The organism is Rhodococcus sp. 05-2254-2 (assembly GCF_002259095.1).
GTDB lineage: Bacteria > Actinomycetota > Actinomycetes > Mycobacteriales > Mycobacteriaceae > Rhodococcoides.
Window position 1 is genome coordinate 178,332 of record NZ_NOZJ01000016.1, and the last position, 18,245, is coordinate 196,576.

Annotated in this window: 15 protein-coding genes; 12 read left to right on the plus strand and 3 right to left on the minus strand. The window is 62.4% G+C overall.

From position 1 onward, the window contains the following. Positions 1 to 55 precede the first annotated feature (55 nt). Positions 56 to 616: a hypothetical protein gene (locus tag CH283_RS19340; RefSeq protein ID WP_139278540.1), complete on the minus strand. Its 561-nt coding sequence runs from the start codon at positions 614 to 616 to the stop codon at positions 56 to 58. Between the two features lie 689 nt (positions 617 to 1,305). On the opposite strand from CH283_RS19340, the gene CH283_RS19345 reads away from it, so the two are divergent. The 10 genes from CH283_RS19345 (at position 1,306) to CH283_RS19385 (ending at position 13,872) form a co-directional block, all read left to right on the plus strand. Then, on the plus strand, positions 1,306 to 2,004 hold the full coding sequence (locus CH283_RS19345; RefSeq protein ID WP_015586069.1) for a hypothetical protein: 699 nt from the start codon (positions 1,306 to 1,308) through the stop codon (positions 2,002 to 2,004). A gap of 877 nt (positions 2,005 to 2,881) precedes the next feature. Next, entirely contained in the window at positions 2,882 to 3,796 is a 915-nt protein-coding gene (locus CH283_RS19350) for a ParA family protein (protein ID WP_015586067.1), read from the plus strand. Next, positions 3,793 to 4,512 carry a hypothetical protein gene (locus tag CH283_RS19355; protein WP_032364990.1) on the plus strand — a complete coding sequence of 240 codons (720 nt, stop codon included), beginning with the start codon at positions 3,793 to 3,795 and terminating at the stop codon, positions 4,510 to 4,512. Before CH283_RS19350 ends, CH283_RS19355 begins: the two co-directional genes overlap by 4 nt. Positions 4,513 to 4,972: 460 nt before the next feature. Then, positions 4,973 to 5,143: a hypothetical protein gene (locus tag CH283_RS28395; protein ID WP_015586065.1), complete on the plus strand. Its 171-nt coding sequence runs from the start codon at positions 4,973 to 4,975 to the stop codon at positions 5,141 to 5,143. A gap of 223 nt (positions 5,144 to 5,366) precedes the next feature. After that, on the plus strand, positions 5,367 to 10,739 hold the full coding sequence (locus CH283_RS19360; RefSeq protein ID WP_032364989.1) for a telomere-binding protein: 5,373 nt from the start codon (positions 5,367 to 5,369) through the stop codon (positions 10,737 to 10,739). 3 nt (positions 10,740 to 10,742) lie between these two features. Next, the gene (locus CH283_RS19365) at positions 10,743 to 11,393 is read left to right on the plus strand and encodes a helix-turn-helix domain-containing protein (protein ID WP_015586063.1); all 651 of its coding nucleotides are present in this window, start codon (positions 10,743 to 10,745) and stop codon (positions 11,391 to 11,393) included. A 103-nt stretch (positions 11,394 to 11,496) separates the two neighbouring features. Further along, positions 11,497 to 11,622, plus strand: a complete 126-nt coding sequence (locus tag CH283_RS28840; protein WP_254924250.1) for a hypothetical protein — start codon at positions 11,497 to 11,499, stop codon at positions 11,620 to 11,622. Positions 11,623 to 11,628: 6 nt separating this feature from the next. Next, positions 11,629 to 12,267: a hypothetical protein gene (locus tag CH283_RS19375; RefSeq protein WP_015586061.1), complete on the plus strand. Its 639-nt coding sequence runs from the start codon at positions 11,629 to 11,631 to the stop codon at positions 12,265 to 12,267. A gap of 100 nt (positions 12,268 to 12,367) precedes the next feature. Beyond that, positions 12,368 to 13,252, plus strand: coding sequence for a CPBP family intramembrane glutamic endopeptidase (locus CH283_RS19380; protein WP_015586060.1), 885 nt, complete (start codon positions 12,368 to 12,370; stop codon positions 13,250 to 13,252). Beyond that, positions 13,252 to 13,872: a DUF2637 domain-containing protein gene (locus CH283_RS19385; protein WP_015586059.1), complete on the plus strand. Its 621-nt coding sequence runs from the start codon at positions 13,252 to 13,254 to the stop codon at positions 13,870 to 13,872. Before CH283_RS19380 ends, CH283_RS19385 begins: the two co-directional genes overlap by 1 nt. A 13-nt stretch (positions 13,873 to 13,885) precedes the next feature. On the opposite strand, the gene CH283_RS19390 is transcribed toward CH283_RS19385, so the two are convergent. Further along, complete coding sequence (locus CH283_RS19390; RefSeq protein WP_072692241.1) at positions 13,886 to 14,887, minus strand: hypothetical protein; 1,002 nt, start codon at positions 14,885 to 14,887, stop codon at positions 13,886 to 13,888. Positions 14,888 to 14,927: 40 nt separating this feature from the next. Beyond that, entirely contained in the window at positions 14,928 to 15,455 is a 528-nt protein-coding gene (locus CH283_RS19395) for a hypothetical protein (protein WP_015586057.1), read from the minus strand. Between the two features lie 287 nt (positions 15,456 to 15,742). Between CH283_RS19395 and CH283_RS19400 the strand changes: the two genes are divergently transcribed. Continuing rightward, complete coding sequence (locus CH283_RS19400; RefSeq protein ID WP_052047799.1) at positions 15,743 to 16,666, plus strand: DNA processing protein DprA; 924 nt, start codon at positions 15,743 to 15,745, stop codon at positions 16,664 to 16,666. 352 nt (positions 16,667 to 17,018) lie between these two features. Then, positions 17,019 to 18,014, plus strand: coding sequence for a DUF4192 family protein (locus CH283_RS19405; protein WP_015586055.1), 996 nt, complete (start codon positions 17,019 to 17,021; stop codon positions 18,012 to 18,014). Positions 18,015 to 18,245 lie beyond the last annotated feature (231 nt).

Below are 18,245 nucleotides of genomic sequence, written 5' to 3' on the forward strand. Positions count from 1 at the left end.
CCCCCACTGTGGCGGTCGATGTCTTTTCTTTGAGATTGCCGAACATGGGCATAGCTCAGTCACTTTCCGTTTGTGTCGTGGCGTCGAGGCCGAGATGTGCTTTGAGGGCAGTTCCGATGAGGTGGCTGCGGGAACGGGCCTTGAACTGGTCTTTCAGTTGATCGATGATCACCCAGTCATCGGCGTACAACCCGACCGTGACTCCCTTCTTCTCCGCCTTACCCTCAGACGGCTTCCCACCTACTCCCCTGGCGCGGAACAGACCTCCGCCGACCTTGCCTCCCGGAAACAGAAGGCTTTCGAGATCGCTGTGGACATCCTCGATAGCAGTGATGACCACCTCGCCGTGGGTTCTCCCTGTCCGTTTGCTCTCCTTCGCCAGACCGTGTGCAACCCCGACAGCAAGATGAACCGTCGACGGCACAATCGTGTCGTCGTGCCCCAATTCAGCTGCACCAGAGGATGTCTCCTCCTCGTTTGAACTCAACTGCACCACCTCCGCTGACATAGCACTTATCGATCCGGCCGGCGGCGGTGGCATGAAGGCTGCCCCGAGCGACTGTCGCGCAGGCGGAGATGTCGGCACGTTCGCACTCTCAGCGCTGTCGGTCCTCACTCACGATCCTTCCGATGTCCCCGTGTACCTGAGTCGCAGGCTTGAGTGCGACGTACGAGATATACCGGGTCTCCCGGACACCGCGAACAGCGTCGATCCGAACCGAACCCTGCAAAACGAACCCCGTGTTCGTCCCGCAAGAGGACCCCATCCCCTCCCCACCAGGACAAAGGCTATCTCCACCTCAACAACAGTGGTGATCAACACGCGGTACATAACATTTCAGTAACAAGGTAGTCGATCGCGCACTCGTTCAGTTCCGAAGCAAACGCGGCGCGGCACCGACCCCTGACGGTCCGTGCCGCAAGCAATGTCCTCTGCAACTTCTACGGGCCGTTGACTGACTCTCAACCGAACTGCACTCGGCGCTGCCTCTTGACTCCAAGACAAGTTGGATTATGATCACTGCCACGTGATCACAACACGATTTTGTTATCGTTTGACACTCATGTCGGACTGATGTGGTTCTCGTGACTCAGTGCTATTTGATTTGATGGCTTTCATGTGTGTCCACAATCTGCCGCCAATGTTTCTTCAACGCAGCGTCGTTCACCGACGATCTTGAACCGATCGCCATGCAGAGCTCACCAGGAAAACCACCACATCTACCTCTTCGGCCGTGGGCACAGTCATAGAACTGATGCCAGAGGGGTGGTGACACACCACCATTTACCTGCAACCATTGAACGATGAGCTTCTCCGACACCGCCACCGCGCCAGGCAGCGGCGTCGCAGCCCGAACGCTCGACGACCTACGATGGCACCGCGAGTTCCATCGTCAGTCCCAGTTTCGCTGGTGGGACACCGAGGCCGCGCTCGTTGCCACCGAATTCACTCGTGGACAGGACCAGTTCCACACAGTGCACGACCTGGCACAACTGGAGCGATGTCGGCTAGCGCTCGCCGACTACACCACGACCTGCCAGCGAGCCCTGGGCCGCGCCCTCAAACAGTCACAACACGTTCTCGACACGCAGAGCTGGACTTTCGCGACTGATGCGCTCCTGCTGTTGCCGTGGACATGCGAGCAGAGCAGCTACCTTGCGACCTGGGCCGACCCGCACGATCCGACAGCTCTGAGCAACCCTCAAGTCCGGCGCATTCAACGTTCCTGTGAGCGCATGATGTTCGGAAATCCCCTCATTCTTAGTTGGGAATTGAGCCACCTGTGGAGCCTCTACCGAGCCGCCGAGACACTGCTCGAAGACACCCTTGTAGATCTCACCGTTGAACTCTCAGAATCAGTCCCTGACGCCACCCTGCTGTGGGCCACCCAAATGGCGTCGAAGATCGGTCTGGAACAACGGATAGCCGAACAGCGAACGACCCGCGGAGAGCCTGGCGATCCCCGCCGCCGACTGCGTCAGAGCTATTCGGATCTACGCTGATTGGAACGCGAACAGTCCCCCGTTGACCTGGCGTCTTATGTGAAATTCGTGCCAGGCTCGCGTCGAACTACGTAGCAATCCTCGCACTCCCCTACCGATACCTCTCCCCTCAACACTTCGCTTGAGCCTTCGCGAAGCCAGCAGAGCCTGCGGATTGGGAGTCGCGGCCATGATCGCAGCTCGAATCGCACGCTGATTCGCACATATCGACGCTTTGTTGATCCGACATAACTACCCACTCTCGATCCCGTTCATCATCCCAGTGCTCTGCTCCCCTACCTCCGTTACCGTCTACCGGGCAATCATCCCAACACAATGGGCGTAGCACTTCGTAGTACTCCTCGCACAGTAAAGCGTTGGTTTCATCGCGTACTAAACCGCGTGTTTGAGGGCGTACAAATACGCTTGTTACACCGTTGGTTAATACGCGTAATACTACGCATGCAATACCGGGTATAACTCCGCACGTCAACACGCGGGTTAATTACCGTTTTGGTCAGCACATCAATGCCCGTGTTTCTTCACGTGTTAACAAGGGTGTTGATATGCGACTTAACGTGCGTATTGGTACGCTGTTACTAGGGCGCAGCACTACATGTTTTATTGCGCGTGTTTTGCCGCGTAAGAGTGCGAGCATTGATACGCATGGTGTTACACGACTTAGACCGTGTTGACTGACGTGCGTGACTGGGCGTACTCTCGCGCACACAACCACGCACGACAACCTGCGCATCCGCCCGCACAAGAGCGTGCGGGACAAGTCGAGCCGCTCGCACGTACCGATTCGGCACCGTGAACGCCTCCCGGTCACGCTTCTCCACGGCAGCGCTCGAATAGATGCACGCGGATCCAGGACTCTGGAAGGAAGGTTCTATCGATGGCAATATCAAATTCCCTCGCAGTCACCCAAGGTAAAGGGGGAGTGGGCAAGACGACGGTTGTTGCCAACCTCGCAGGCCTGTTCGCCGCTGCCGGCTACCGTGTTCTCGTCGGGGAGTTCGACCCTCAGGGCAACCTGGCCCGCGATTTCGGTTACGAAAAGCAGTCCGGTGAAGAACTTCTGATGTCGTTGATGTCAGGCGGACAACCCCCGATCATCAAAGACGTCCGACCCGGTCTAGACGTCATTCCCGCTGGTCCTGCGCTCGTCGACGTTGCTGGCATGATGCTCTCCAGGCTCAGCCGCGGGGGCGAATCGCTGGGGCAGATCCTCCACAAAGTCCTTGCCCCGATCGTTCCCGACTACGACATTGTTCTCTTCGATACCCCGCCAGGCGACGTGATCATCGGTGATGCGGTGCTGTACTGCACGTCGTCCGTTCTCATCCCTACTCGCGCCGACGATGGCAGCCTCGACGGCCTCGACCGCGTCGCCGAGCGCTTCGCGCGTGCCCGGGAGCACAATCCGCAACTGAGATTGGCTGGCATGCTTCTGTTTGCGGTCGGCAGTAGGTCACAACGGCTCCAGGACCAGGTGAGGGAAAGTATTACGCAAGCCATTCCTGACACCATTGCCCCCATCTTCGGCACGACAATCCGCTACATGGAGAGCGCCGCTGCCGACGCGCGGCGGCATGGGCTCCTAGCTCACGAACTCGAAGGCGCTACTGCTAGCGCAAAGAAGGCTCGGTTGAAAGCGCTGAGGGACAAGGTGAAACCACCCAGCCTTCTGCTCTCTCGGGATGCAACCGGGTTGGCGGATGACTACGAGGCCCTAGCAGCTGAGGTCTTGCAACGCTTGGCCGAGCTTGCTGCCGAAGCCGATCACGCAGAAGAGGTAGCACCCGCATGAGCACCACTGATCGCAAGAAGCGACCCAGCCTGGCGGACCAATTCGACAAGCCCGCTCCCCGTGGATCTGGCCTCGCCAACATTTTCCCTCGCAATGGAACGGGTTCCCTCGCCAGGCCTGCCGCAGTGGAACCACGCTCGACCGACGTGGCTGCCGAAAGAGCCGTCGACGAGCCGCACGTACAGGCTCCGGACGTGACATCTGCACCGGATGCTCCTGTAGCACCTGCACCAGAGCCTCCGACCGAGGTTGCTACATCTGCCTCGCCCTCCGGGGGCAGCACTGCCGCAACCGAGGACGTAGCCACCACACCCGAAACCGGGGCCGACACCGCTACAGCGGAGCCGTTGGCTGCGATTGTCGGTGATGAAGATGTGCGCCCGATCGCGGTCTACGTTCCCGCGACGGTCAAAGAGGCCTGGAAGACGCGATCTCAGCGGGAGAAGAAGTCCTACGGCGAGATCGTCGAGGATGCCTTCGCCGCGCACACCCCGGAAACCTTGGTTCGCCTCTTCGCCCCTCGCGCCGTCGAATCGCCACGCGGTGGCATGCCGCGTCTGGCCCGCCCGAAGGTCGCGAGCGGGGGAGTGGAGGTGCGTCCACATCTGTGGGTAGCCCAGACCCGATGGATAGACGAGCAGGTAGAAGCAAGTCCGCTCATCCCCTCACGAAGCGCGCTGATTGCTGCGGTCGTTGAGGACTATCTGATCTCTTGATCCGCCGGGCCAGAGCGTCTTGCTCCTGGCTCCCCACCGTGCTCCCCACCATGCTCCCCACTCCGGTGGGGAGCGTTTTTTTGCCTTTGAGCTGCCCTTATCTCCATGCTCCCCATGCTCCCCACATAAAAGAGCCAAGGTCACGCGTATATCGATGAAGGGGCTTGCGCAGCGGGTCGGTTCGACGAGCTGGGGTGTTCGTCGTGTCCGGTGCCGCAGAGACAATGTCGAGAGATTTCGCCACTTCTGTCACAGAGGTAGATCGAGACGGATCTACCTGTCATGTGTGGTGCGAGGGCGGGTACGGACGAGGTGCGGAGGAACATGTGAACGTGGCACGACAGGCAGGCGACACACCGGATGTCGCGGCCTCCCTGTTTCTGTTACCGAATCCGTTTAATGTGATCGCATGGCTGGAAGCAAACCTGGGAGAGAGTCGAAGGGCCCTCGCATACCCGCAATGGTGCGCACGCCCGACACGCAGTATGCGCATTACAAAAACGAGGCCGACGCCCTTGGCCTCGACCTCAGCGACTACTACGTCTATGTCATGGCGCTGCACCATGATCTACCCATGCCGCATTACATCCAAGATCGAATCGATCCCGCACAGTACAAGCTGGGCGCGTGATGACCTACCCCTAGACAGTGAAAAACCCCCCTCGTGCTTGGCGGCGAGAAGGGGGGTCTTCCGGATTCACAAGTGAGCGAATCGCTCCGCTCCAACCACCCACCGGGAACAACCACGAACACGACAGGAGGTGTATTGACATCATAGCTCAGTACCCCTGCCTCGCCGTGATTTGCGCTCCGAACCCAGCGCGCGTCGTACATCTACGTGTCGGCGGTGAGTCGTGACGTCACCGACTCCCAACCGCGGCCACATGTGGTCGATGGACAACATCCGTCCACGCCTCGAGCAGCTCGGCGGCTTCAAAGCCACATCGAGTACCCAGTTTCAGGCGAGATGCCCCGTTCACGACGACCGTCACGCTTCGCTGTCTGTCACCTGGACTCCGGGCCACCACGGTTCTGGAATGGTGCTGCTGCGGTGCCATGGCTGCTCAGCGACGGCCGCAGAAATCGCCGAGCGTCTCGATATCGGTGTGTCCGATCTGTTCGACGAACCCTTGCCGAGTCGGGATCCGAGCGCACCGCGTGTCGGTAGATCCCCGCAGCAACGGGCAGCGGGCAAACGACGTGGGCGTCTGGGGCGTCTGCCTGCTCGGATTGCCGGTCCGATGCCGGAGCCCGAGGTCGAGCACTCTTGGTCGGAAGTTGCGCGCTATCCCTACACCGATGCCGACAGCGTATTGGTGCAGGAGGTCATCCGCGAGGAGTGCACCTCGTGCGGCGTCAAACACAAACGATTCCGGCAGTTGTTCGTCGGTCCGAATCGCACGTACGTCAAACGTAAGCCTGCGGTGTTCACTCCGGTCCTGTTCGCGATGCCGCAGCTGCAAGCGGCGCTGTCGGCCGGCCAGCCGGTGTGGCTGCTCGAGGGCGAAAAGGATGTCGAGACCGCGATGCGTCTCGGTCTGTGCGCGACCACGAATGCCCAGGGTGGCCTGAACTTTCCGCCACAGCTCGCCGAGGTGTTCGCCGGTGCCGCAGTGCGCGTTGTGCTCGATCGTGACGCCGCAGGATACGAGCGCGGCATCGAACTGGCGTCGCTGCTCGGCGCAGTTGATGCCGAGGTACAACTGCTGCTACCCGGCACAACAGATGACAAATCAGACTTCACAGATCACGTCGAGGCCCAGCTGTGGGATCCGGACGATATGTGGAACGGGTTGATTCCCGTCCATGTCGGTGAGGTTGCGGCACATGCTGCGCTGGCCAAGCTGCGCGGCAAGGCCGCCGAGGTCGAAAAGGCGGCTCAGGAAGCGGCTGCGCGTGCCGAGCGCGGGCGAGTATCAGGTCACCAGGATGAGTGCGCAGACGAGATCCGCCTCGCTGGGCGCTGGGCCGTCGAGGCGGAGCGCCTGTTCGAGCCGTTGAGCGAAGCCGTCGATGCGGTGCGTAGTTTCGCTGCCGCTGAGGGCACGAAGTGGTCGCAAGAAGCGGTCGATGCCGCTACCGCTGTGTGGCGTACTGCCCGCACGGCTGCCCGTGCCGCACACGATATTTCGCGCACTCCGATTCCACCGCTGCTGCACGACGAGGACGAGCACGACGCGGTGCCGCCGGCGACCGGATCCAGCCACATCGACGCCGGTGAATCGACACATCCGCTCCCTGACGGACCCCGACTGCACCTGGTCGGGGCGGCCACCCGCGGCGCTCAGATATCTGCACCGACGTATCGGGTCGTAGAGGGAAGCCTCGTCGAAATCGTCACCAACCGAGATGGCGAGCAGACCGCCAAAATGGTGCTCAGCATCGATGCTCGGATCGTGGAGATGGAATACCTCGAATCGCAGGACGACGGCCTCGACGTCGACGCACCGACCCTGCTCGGACGCGAAGATATCGTCGGGCAGCGGGAAGCCAATCCGCCGTCGCCCGAACAGCTTTCCGCTGTCGTCATCGGGTACACCCATCCCGATACGGGCGAGTTCATGCGTATGCGGGTGGACGCACAGGACTATCGGGACTGCACCTGGGCGGATTCTCTTCCCGGGCCGCCGACGTACGACTCCAAACCCTCTGGAATCGCCAAACTTCGCGACGCCCTGAAAGTGGCGGGTGGAGTGACGATTGCCCGGACGGTTCGATTCCGTTCCACCGGTTGGCGTAAGGACCGAAACGACGAGTGGTTCTACGTGCACGCGGGTGGCGCTATCAGTGCTGCCGGTGCCCGTGTTGCGCCGGTTCTGCTCAGTGGACCGCTCTCGCGTTACGACCTGCCGTGCCCGATCGCCGATGCACCTCGATTGCGTGATGCCTTCATGGTCGATTCGGGATCGATGCTGACGCGTCTGCCGGTGCGAATCGCTGCTCCGTTGCTCGGGCACGTCTTTCGCGCGGCCTTGGGACCCAACCCCTGGGTTCTTTCGCTCATTGGTTCGCCCGGTTCGTACAAGACCTCGATCGCGTCGATCGCGATGCATCACTTCGGTGAGCTGTGGGATCGTCGGCGGCCGGCATCGTCGATGTCAGGTAACGGTGACACTCTCAATGCGCTTCGCATCAAACTGAATTCGTCGAAAGATGCGCTGTACTGGGCCGATGATGTCGCTCCCACACGAGACTGGGGGGCTGCACAGAAAGCGCTCGAAGAGTTCGCGCGCATGGTCCACAACGGCGAACAACGGAGCCGTTCCAGTCGCGACGGGTTGAGCATCCTCGACGGCACCGCCCCCCGATCGTCCGCGATGGTGACCTCCGAGGTCATGCCTCGACCAGGGTCCGGCGCTCAGCGCATGTTGGTGGTGCCGTTGCAGTCCGACGAGATCGAACTCGACGAGCTGATTCGACTCGACAGTGAGCAGTCTCGACATGGACGCGCCCTGCTGATGGCCTCGTTCCTGCAGTGGTTGTGCCCCCGCCTCGAGGAACTGCGGGAAAAGGTCTTCAACGAGGGCGCGCACTACGCCGAGGGCTTACGTGAGCAGGGTGAGACCGTGCGCCAGGCCGAAGCGGTCGGTGCAGTGTGGGCAGGGTGGCAGGCGTTCACCGCTTTTCTGCTCGATGTCGGCGCGCTCGATGCCGATGAGGTCGAGCAAGTTCTCGACGTCGTCGACGGCGGATTGCACGACGCGGTCGTCGCTGCGGCCGATCCCGATCTGCCTTCACGTACCGGGGCGCGGGTGCGCGAGCTCCTTGCGCACGCACTGCGTACCGGGTTGGCCTACGTCGACGACGTTCGTACCGGTGAAGCACCCGACCGCCCGCTCGCCGGCCGGTTGGGGTGGCGACGGACGTTGGTCTCGGACTATCAGGACGTCAAGAAGTACCGCGAAGACGCACGCGGGATCCGGTTGGGGTACGTGCTCACCGACCCCGGACCACGCGACGGTGAAGCGCAGCTGTTGATCGAATCGACTGCCCTCGAACAGGTTCTGAAAGCCGCGGCATCGACGATGTCCGATGCTCCACAGATCGATCGAGGCACGGCGCTGCGGGCCCTCTACGACGAGGGAGTTCTGATCGCCGAGGAACGCGCAGGCAAGACACCCCGTTACACCGTCCAACGCACCATCCATTGTGAGGAACGGCGGCAGCGGATGACCGCTCTCCGTCTGTGGGCGATCCTCGGCGACGGCCCCGACGACGGTCAGATCGGCATCTTCGACGCTGATGGCGGACCCGACGATGCACCGGACGGTACGACACCGAGCGACGTTCCGGGTTCGACCTCCGCAGTGGCCGACCTCGCGACGTTGTTCTCGGTATCGAACAGCGACACCTCATCGACGACGGGCAGCTCTCGTGCCAACGACGCGGAAGCTACGTCTGACAACTCCGAACAGGAGGACATTCCAGTGGGAAGCTACCCCGATGCCGAGGGCCATATCGCTGTGGCAGAACATATTTCGCCGAGCGTCCCGTGCGTGAAGTGCGGAGTGGGCTCGGGCCTTCGCTTCGATGGCCACGTTCTGCACGCGCAGTGCTGGTTCGGAAGCACAGCTGCCTCCCGCGCTGCACTGGTTGCCGATACCGCAGCCGCAGCGAAGCCGCCTGCACCCGCCTCCACTGGCCCGCGGCCGTCGAACGAACCTGCTCGTCGAGCTGCTTCCGAGGCCGCCGAGTCGAGTGCTCCTACGGTTGCGCAACCCAGTGCGCCGCTCGAGACCACGCAGCCTCGGCGTTCAGCTCCCGCGAAGACCGCGGCCAACCCGTTCGCTGCCCCTGCCGCCGTCCTGGACGTCGATGGCATTTGGATGCCCGACGGAAGTCGAATCAATTTGCCACAGAACATCTCTCACGTCGGTCATGTCGCCGCGCTGGTGCAGGAGCTGCGTCTGGGCACTCAGACTTCGTCGTGGCAGAGCGAACCGGGACAGATCTGGGTGACCGCGGCGATGACCGAGAAGTTCGGGGTGGATCTGAGCACGCTGAGCGACGATCCGTCGCAGCGACGCAAAGACGTCGGCGAGGCCACTGCCGGCACAGCGTTCGTCACAGATGCAATCGCCGACGGTTGGACCCTGGGCAAGCCCGGTGACCGGCTCGGTGCGTGGACCCGTGTGTGGCGCACCCAGGGCGAGCACCGCGGTGTGTGGGTCGTCCTGGCTGCCGGCATGAACGCCGATCCACGCGATATCCCTATTCTCGGAGACCGACCGTCCCCGAGCAAACTCGCGCGTCGATTGTCGCTGTTCGCCAGCGCGTTGAAGATGCCGTGGGTGATCACCCCGCAGTCCACAGGTTTCGACCTGATGATCTCGACTCGATTCAAGGACCGCGAGCGGATGTTCGGGGCACAGACTCCCGTCGGCCCGGCCACCATCAGCTCCCTCGAGGACGATTACGCATGGTCCCGCAAACCGACCAGCGACGAGACATCGATGATCTACGTCCACGCGTACGACCGAGGAGGCTCGCATGCTGCGGGAATCGCCGGTTTGGAGATGCCGATCGGATCGGCCACTCATCATCCAGACGGGCGAGCGTTCGACAAGAAGCTGCCGGGCTATTGGCGGGTAGAGGTTCCCGAGGCAGGGGACTGGCGCATCCCACATCCATTGATGCCTCTCGGCGGCCGGCCGGGCCTGCTGTGGGTGACCACACCGAGTCTGCAGGTCGCCGGAGAACTCGGCTACGAGCTCGAACCTGTCGAGGCCTACGTGTGGAACGAACATGGCCGAGTACTCGATCCGTGGTACGAGCGAATCCGGGACGCACGAACAGCTTTGGACGTCGACGACGTCGACGCTCAGTTGGCCAGAGATCTGCTCAAGGGCGTCTACACGCGCACGATCGGCCAGATGGGGTCCTCGGTTCATATGACCGGACGAGCAGGTTTCTCGCCTGAGCGACGCCATCACATCATCGCCAAAGCGCGGGCGAACATCACTCGTCGCATCGTCAAGATCGGCACCGTCTCCGACCGGTGGCCGGTGGCCATCACGAACGACACGGTTCTCTACACCAGCAACGATCCGGATCCGATCGCGTCCTGGCCTGGGGAGGACAAGCAGCTCGGTCGAGGGTTCGGCCAATACAAGTGGGAGGGCTCCGCTCGACTCGGCGATCATCTCGAGTTCCTCGTCGGTGGCCGCTACAAGGGCAAGGAAGCGCTGACGATGAACTGGGATGCCACGACAGGCAAGGGGGAATAGCCAATGGCCGGGCGCAAGCATGCTGGCTTCAAAGAGAACCTGGAAGCAGACGAACGCCGACGCAGCTCACTGTTCCAGGGCTTGACGGGCAGGCGTGGTGCCGATGTCTCCGGCAAGGCCGGCACCACCCCTGACATGCGTGGGATGCTCCTCGCCGCGTACGGCCCGGGCACTCGGGGCGGGGTGAACACTGCCGCAGCTGCGCGCGATCTCGGAGTCTCACGTCGTACGGTGGAACGCTGGGTTGCCGCCGAGGGACGCCAGCGAATCTCGAAGCCGAAGGCCGAGACTCTGAGCAAGCTCACCACCAAGTCGCGGCAGGCAGCGACGACGCAACAGGGCCGGCGCGCCGCCATCAAAGCTGTCCGAGAGAGCAAACAGGGCAAGTCGATCGCCAAATACGGTGCGCGCGTACAGATCAAGGGCCGACAAGGCGTCGCCGGTGGGGGAGGGTTCTACATTCGCAATCGTTCCATCCAGATCCCCCCGGATCAGAGTGGTATGTCGCCATCCGATGTCGAGTCGATGTGGTCGGCGTACGAACGCGGCGGCGACAAAGCGCTCTCGAAGTGGCTCAGCGGCTACGCCAGCGATCGGTACGTCGACGGATGGACCTTCGAGAGCATCGACAACATCTCCATCGACCCGGTCTGACCATAAGAGTCTGCGAGTTCAGGTGTTCGGAGTGTCCGGTGCAACCGCTACGGTATCGGTGGAATCGCGCACGGCAGCGCTCTGCAGGAGGGATCAGAAAGACATGTTCGAGACCAAGTCTCAGCAGTGGAAGACCCGCGTCGTTTCTGCGTTGGCGGGTCTGATCCTCGTCAGCATGGCTGTGCAGGCCAAAATGGGATACGGCGTCTTTCTCGGACCACTCCATTAGAGCGACATGAACCCGAAGCGGCCGCGGTGGACCAAACGACAGCTCGAGGTCGCATTCACCGCGTGCTACGGCCCCTTGGTCAACGGTGGTGTCGATATCGACTATGTCGCAGCGGCATTCGGGGTGACTCGCCGTACCGTTCAGCGTTGGCTGCAGGGCTCACCTCGCGCTCGAGCGGCCATTCCCGTCCGCCGGTTGCAGCAACTTCAATTTCCCCTTCCTGAAATCCGACGTGTCGAACAGCAGACCCTCGACAATGCACGAACTGTCTTGACCGGGCTCGATCTTCCCCGTGGCCGCGGTGTCCGCAAGGAATGGCGAGAGCGACGATGGCTGGACCCCCATGTCGTGGCGATCCTCCGTCCCCACGGCTCTCCGGACCTGCGGCAGGTAGCGATCGCCAGAGGCGCACCACGCCCCGTCGCGGCACTACATAAGCGGGGCCCGCTCGATGACTTCGTCACCGTTCCCACCCGTTTCCACGCCGACGCCCTCGTCGGTGAACTGCTCGACCGCGTCGGCCCATGGCGGCTCTATCCGGACGACCGTGTCGTCGAGCTCGGCCGAACCCGCGTGTGGGCCGCATGGGCACCACCGATCGACCTACCCGCTATTGCCCGCGGTGCGGGCCTACTCGACAACTGATCAGCCTCGACCGCCGTACCCACGCTCAGTACTCGTATCCGCACCCATGACTGTCCTGTGTCGCCGCGACGAGAGAATGTCAAAGAAAGAGTGAATCGCGATGAATCGCAACAACAACTGGAACTCAAGCCTGTATATCGCTGCTGTTCCGCTCGGGCTTGCTGCCGCCTACCTAGTCGTGTGTTGGCCTTTCGAGGCATTAGTCTCGGTTCAGAGGCATCTCGGTACCGGATCCGAGGTAGTCACCGAGTCGACCCCGCCGACGATGCCCGGCGCTCAAATTGGCTTCCTAATTCTCTTCTTCGCCGCAGTTGCCGGTCTCGCTCTCGTCGCGGCGGTGCGCCGGTTCATCGAACCGAACGAGACCGAACCGAACAGCTTCCCTGGGACGTGGCGAGCGCGGACGCTGATGAGTGCAGGATTGTTCCCCATCGGCCTGTGCATGGCCTCGTTGCTGTCCCCCGAGGATGCCGAAAACCTTTCGCGCACCAGTGACTACGGCAACCCGGCACAATGGTGGAACAGTGCGCACCTTCTCGTCGCCGGCTTGGCCGAGGAACCGTTCTTCAGTGCGCTTCCGGTCTTGTTGCTCTTCGGGGTCGTCGGACTGGTCTGGCGCGTCCAGCCGTGGATGCTCGGCATCGTCATCGCGAGCTCAGCTCTGTTTCGAGCCTCCATCCATCTGTACCAGGGAACAGGGCAAGCGTTGTCGGCGTTCGTATGGGGCGCTGTGGCCGTCTACGTCTACTATCGACTCCGCAGTCTCACGGGACTCGTTCTGGCCCATACAGCTTGGAATGCATTCGTCATTGCGAACAATGGTGACTACACCGCGGCTCAGATAGTGATCGGCGGGTGTATCGCATTCACCGCCCTGTGGTCGATTTACCGACTGTCGAACACACCCACCCTCAAGCACGCCGATCTAGCACGCCCGACGGCAGCGGCCGGCCACTTTTCGATCACCACCAGCGAAGGACATTGATGAGGAATCTGACAACCATCAAACGTTGCGCGGTGATCGGCAATGCGGTGATCGGTATCAGCGCCTTCACAAAGAGCGGAATATCGTTGTGGCAGCTCGCTACTGCCAGCGGATACCCGGCAACACTGGGATGGGTTCTGCCACTGGTGCTCGACGGAATGGTAATCCTCGCAACACTCATGCTCGTCGTCGACGCCTCACACCGCTGGTTCGCGTGGGCCTTGCTGATTCTCGGGTCGATCGCATCGACGGCCGGCAACATCGTGCACGTCTCGATGGTGGACTACAGCTCGACCTTCACCGTGGCCGCGCTGGCCGCTGCTGCGCCGCCGCTGGTGCTGCTGGTCACCACGCACCTGATGATCCAGCTGGTCCGACTCGAAGCATCAGCTGTAGACGACAGCACCGACCAGCGTCACTCGGCCCCGAACAGCTCCACAGAGGCCGAAACAGCCGTTCTGTGTGTCCACGTCCTGAAACTGGCCAGCGAAGGCCACGAGCACGCTGCAGTGGCCACCAAGACCGGGCTACCCATTGAGGTCGTCGACGCAGTCATCGCAGCCGCCGAGGACGAACTCCAGATCGGCTCTGAGGAGGATCGATACCTCGCCCCGGCATGAGTTCCCCGTCGGTCTACTTCATTCGCGAGCTCAGTTCGTCGAAGAATGCTGCGAGCATCGACGGCGCGTCGGGGCTCTCGAACTCTTTGCCCCCGAACCGATAGACCTCGTATCCCGCTAGCCGGAGACGTCGGTCTTCGGTGACCATCTCGGCGTACAGCTGCGTGCTGGCGCGGCCGTCTTCGTTGGCGTAGTGCTGACGACCGTCGACCTCGATGACGACGCGTTTTCTTGCACTGAAGAGCAGCAAGAAGTCCATGCGTTGGCGTTCGAGGGGACTGCTGCCCTTGCGTTGATACTTGGTGTACGGGTCGTAGTGGAGGTAGACCTGCGGGATCAGAGCGGGAATACCGAAGCCGTGCTCTCCGTATCGACGTGAGTAGACGTCCAAGACCATCCGCTCGGGTTCGTTCTTACCGAGGCTCTCTCGCAGCCGTTTGTACAGTGACCGCCCGACATCGCGATCGTCCGTGTCTGCCATTGCTTGGTGCTCACGCCACCACTGAATCAGCTCCTGAAAGGACAGGCCGGCCTCGGTTATCGGTCTGTCGTAGACCAGGCAGAACTCAGCATTCTTGGTGATCAGGATGTCGTTGCTGACCGCGTCGCGGAGCACCATCTCCGGTTTGGGACCATTGGCCGCGAAAATGAGGTTCTTTGCGGGAGAATCGACACCGCTGGAGCCCTTTTCGTACTCTGCGATCAGCACCGCGAGCCCGTGGTCCGCGACGTCGCATTCTGCAAGCACGCGACGCGCCAGTGCGACGAGCTGGGGGATCTCGAATCCTACGAGGTAACCATCGATCAGCGACCGCTTGGTGTCGGCCTCAACCGGGGTACCTGTACCTGCCCACGTCAGGTCGAGTTCGTCGGGTAGGACCACTTCGAGGGCGGCTCGCGAGAACCCATAGATCAAGGTGTCCTCGATCGCCGACCTGAGCGTTCTGGTCGACACGATCACCCGTCGCGGCGGCTCCTCCGAGAGGCCGGCCGCAAGTGAATCCCAGAAGCTCATCGGTCAGAGGCTCCGCGGGCGGCCATGTTGAGCGGAGCGCTTACCGGCGTCGATGGCCTGGATCCAAACGAACTTCGGCGAGAATCGCCCAGAGCTTGGCGTCGTCGCCGTCGTCTCGGTGATCGGCGATGGCCTGCACGAGGGTGTTGATGACCTCACGAGAGCGTGGATTGAATCCGGCAGCTCGCGCACCAGCCCAGGCCAGGGGGTCGTCGACCACCTTGTCGAGCCTGTCGAGGGCGTGGATACACAGGTCGTGGAACTTGCCGGCACGTTTGTATTGGGCGTCGTCGAGTTCGCCGGTATCGAGCGCTGCTGCTGCTTGCTCGACGTAGACATCGATGATCGCGTTTGCGCGATCGTTGAGCTGCGGATCGAAAGTGAGGGTGTTCCAGAATGCACGCCAATTGGCTGTATCGCCGGCGGTGTTCGAGCGCGGCAGGAGGTTGTCACGAATGATCGCAGCCAGTTCCGGGTCCGTCAGTTCGCTGATCGCTCGGGCGTCGGCGGAATTCGAGGGGAGCGGGGCCGGCGTCTTGCTTCGACGCCATGGCTCGGGCTCGGTCATGTGTGCAGCTTCCCTCTCGAACGTCGCGGTTGGTGCGTTTTTCGTCGGCGGCCCGTGAGATCTGCTCCGGTATTTGTATCACTCGAACAGGACACTTCGGTCTGCTCTTTTGGCCGCTTCGTGAACTTACCGCCCGGCGCACCCGCTGTCCCCGGCACCGGGTGCGCCGGGGACATTTTCGCTTGTCAGGTGCTGTTTTTGTCGGTGTGTCGGGGTAGGTTCGAGTTGTTCTGTTGATCGGGCGGACTGACCATCTGCCCTTGTGTTAGCCCTGGGAGGGTTTCGTCGTGAGCGGTGTGTCGAGCGAGAACGCGGTGTCGGGTAGCGAGATGGTGTGGCGTGAGCGTGTTGCGTGGGCGTATCTCGCTCACGTGGCGCGGGGGCAGGGCTCGTTGGTGCATCTGGCGGTGTCCTTATCGGGCGTGGAGGCTGCAGCCGAGGCTGTGCGGCATCGGGAGGTGTCGGAGGACTTGTTGCGTGCGACGGCTCGCTCGTGGGACTACTCAGGTGCCGAGGCAGACCTCGAGACGGCGGCAACGCTGGGAGCACGATTGGTCACTCCTGCGGACGCTGAGTGGCCGCAGCGGCTGCGGATGGCCGGATGGCTGGAGGGATCGACTCCGGTCGCTCTGTGGGTTCGTGGACAGGGCGCGCTGCCCGGTGCTGATGTGTCGGCGGTGGCGCTCACCGGCACCCGGGCTGCGACCGCTTACGGCGAGCATGTCGCGTCGGAATTTGCCGGGGATCTGGCGATGCGTGGGGTGGCGGTCCTGTCGGGCAGCGGGTTCGGGATCGAGGGAGCGGTGTTGCGGGCAGCGTTGGGGGTCGGTGCAGGACCGGTAGCGGTAATGCCGTGCGGCTTGGATCGGGCGTATCCGTCCGGTCACGCTCGGTTGCTCGAGCGCGTCGCGGAACAGGGTGTGGTGGTGAGCGAGTACTCGTTCGGTGCAGAGCCTCGACGAGAACGATTCAACGGGAGTGGCGCGCTGCTGGCGGCTCTCTCCGATGCGGTAGTGGTGCCCGAGGCCGGGTCACGCGGACGTGCACTGTCTGTGGCCAGGGAAGTGCACAGGCTCGGGCGGGCGGTGTACGCGGTACCAGGGCCGGTCACCTCCGCAGCGTCGAACGGATGCCATACGTTGATCATCGACGGTGTGGCGCGTCTTGCAATGTCGGCTGCTGGCGTGTGTGCTGATCCGAACGTCTCCTGATCGGCTCGACACCGATCCGAAAGTGTGGTCGGGTATGGACGTGAGCCCTAGATGGGCCTCGGAAGCCGACTCCGCTCCCGAGGAGTTAGAGCGAGAGCCTTTGTCGCTCTGATCCTTTCGCTTCTCCCTAGACGTTCGACAACAGGCTCGCCCAGCGAAACACATGGGCGGGCCTGTTGTCTTTCCCCACCGAGCCCCGGCGCACTCGGTGCGGTCCCCGGCACCGAGTGCGCCGGGGACCAAATGTGTTGCGCGTGAGCCGTTCTTGTCGGTGGTCTCGGCTAGATTGTGGGTGTTCTGTTGATCGGGCGGACTGACCATCTGCCCCTGTGCCCTGAAAGGGGTTTGTCCGATGTCCTCTGTTTTTCGTATCTCCTCACCCGCTGATGCTGTTGCCGTGGCCGTGATGCTGGTCCGCTACGTTCCCGAGAACGAAATGGTGGTGTTCACCCCAAACTCGACAGGCGGGGCCGTCATGGCCTGCCCGCTGGGGGAGGAAGCGCCGATCGGTGGTGCCCCGTTGCTGGTGCCCAGCGGTCACCCCGTGCGTGATCTATCCGGACCGCGCGTGGTGGTCGTGTTCGGCAGTGACACACACGCCGATGCGGCATCGATGGCCGTTCTCCACGAGTTCTCGGGCGATGACGTTGCTGTGTTCCAGTTCCACGAGGGACGTGCGCGCCGCTACTTGATGAACGGGGTACTGGCGGGACCGCACGAGGTCGGCGAGGCGGTCGACCTGACGGCTCACCCCTACGTGGTCGGAGCGTTGCTCGAGGGGCAGGTACGTCTGGCCTCTCGCGCCCAAATCCGCGCGGGCTTCGTTGCCGAACAGTTCGGTGCCGAACGCGCCGCGAGTGTGGTGGACATGATGCGGGCTGCACGCGGGGCGTTCCCGGCAGTAGGGCCGATCTCGGCCGCAGAGACCATCCACCGCGAGGTACTCGCCGGGTATCTCGATTCAGGCAACCGCGGAATCGAGATATCGGATTACCACGCTGCGATGCTCGCAGCCGCCGCCTCTGACGTGCGCGTGCGCGATGTGCTGTTCGTTCACTTCACCGAAGCCAACGCCGCAGTCCTCGGCGAACTGTGGCGGCAGGTTGGCGCGGTGTTGCCCGCCAGCGAGGCAGGCCCCGCCTTCGTCCTCGCTTCGCTGAGTTACTGGATCGGACGGGAGGCGGTGCCGGCGCGGGAGGCAATGAACGTTGCCCGTGGGCTCGCCCCCGATCATTCCTTGGGGCAGCTGCTCGAACGCGCATACAACGCGGGAATCAACCCGGCGCTGTGGGAGCAGATTCGGCCCGCTGCGCTCGATGCAGAATCCGAGCGATCCCGTAACGAATGACTTGAATGCGATTGATCCGAAACCGGTTTCGCTGAATACACCATGCATCGGCGAGCCGGTTTCGGTTCGACCGCCCTCGAAAAATTCTCGATTGCAAATTGCAAATTGAGCGCGATCGAATAACAGATGCAACCGCGAAGGCGCGCAGCGCTTCGACCGAGTCCGCGAGTTCTTCGGAACGGCTTGCCGTTTCGCCTGCAGCGGCGGGCGCGCAGCGCCCAGCCCCAGCCC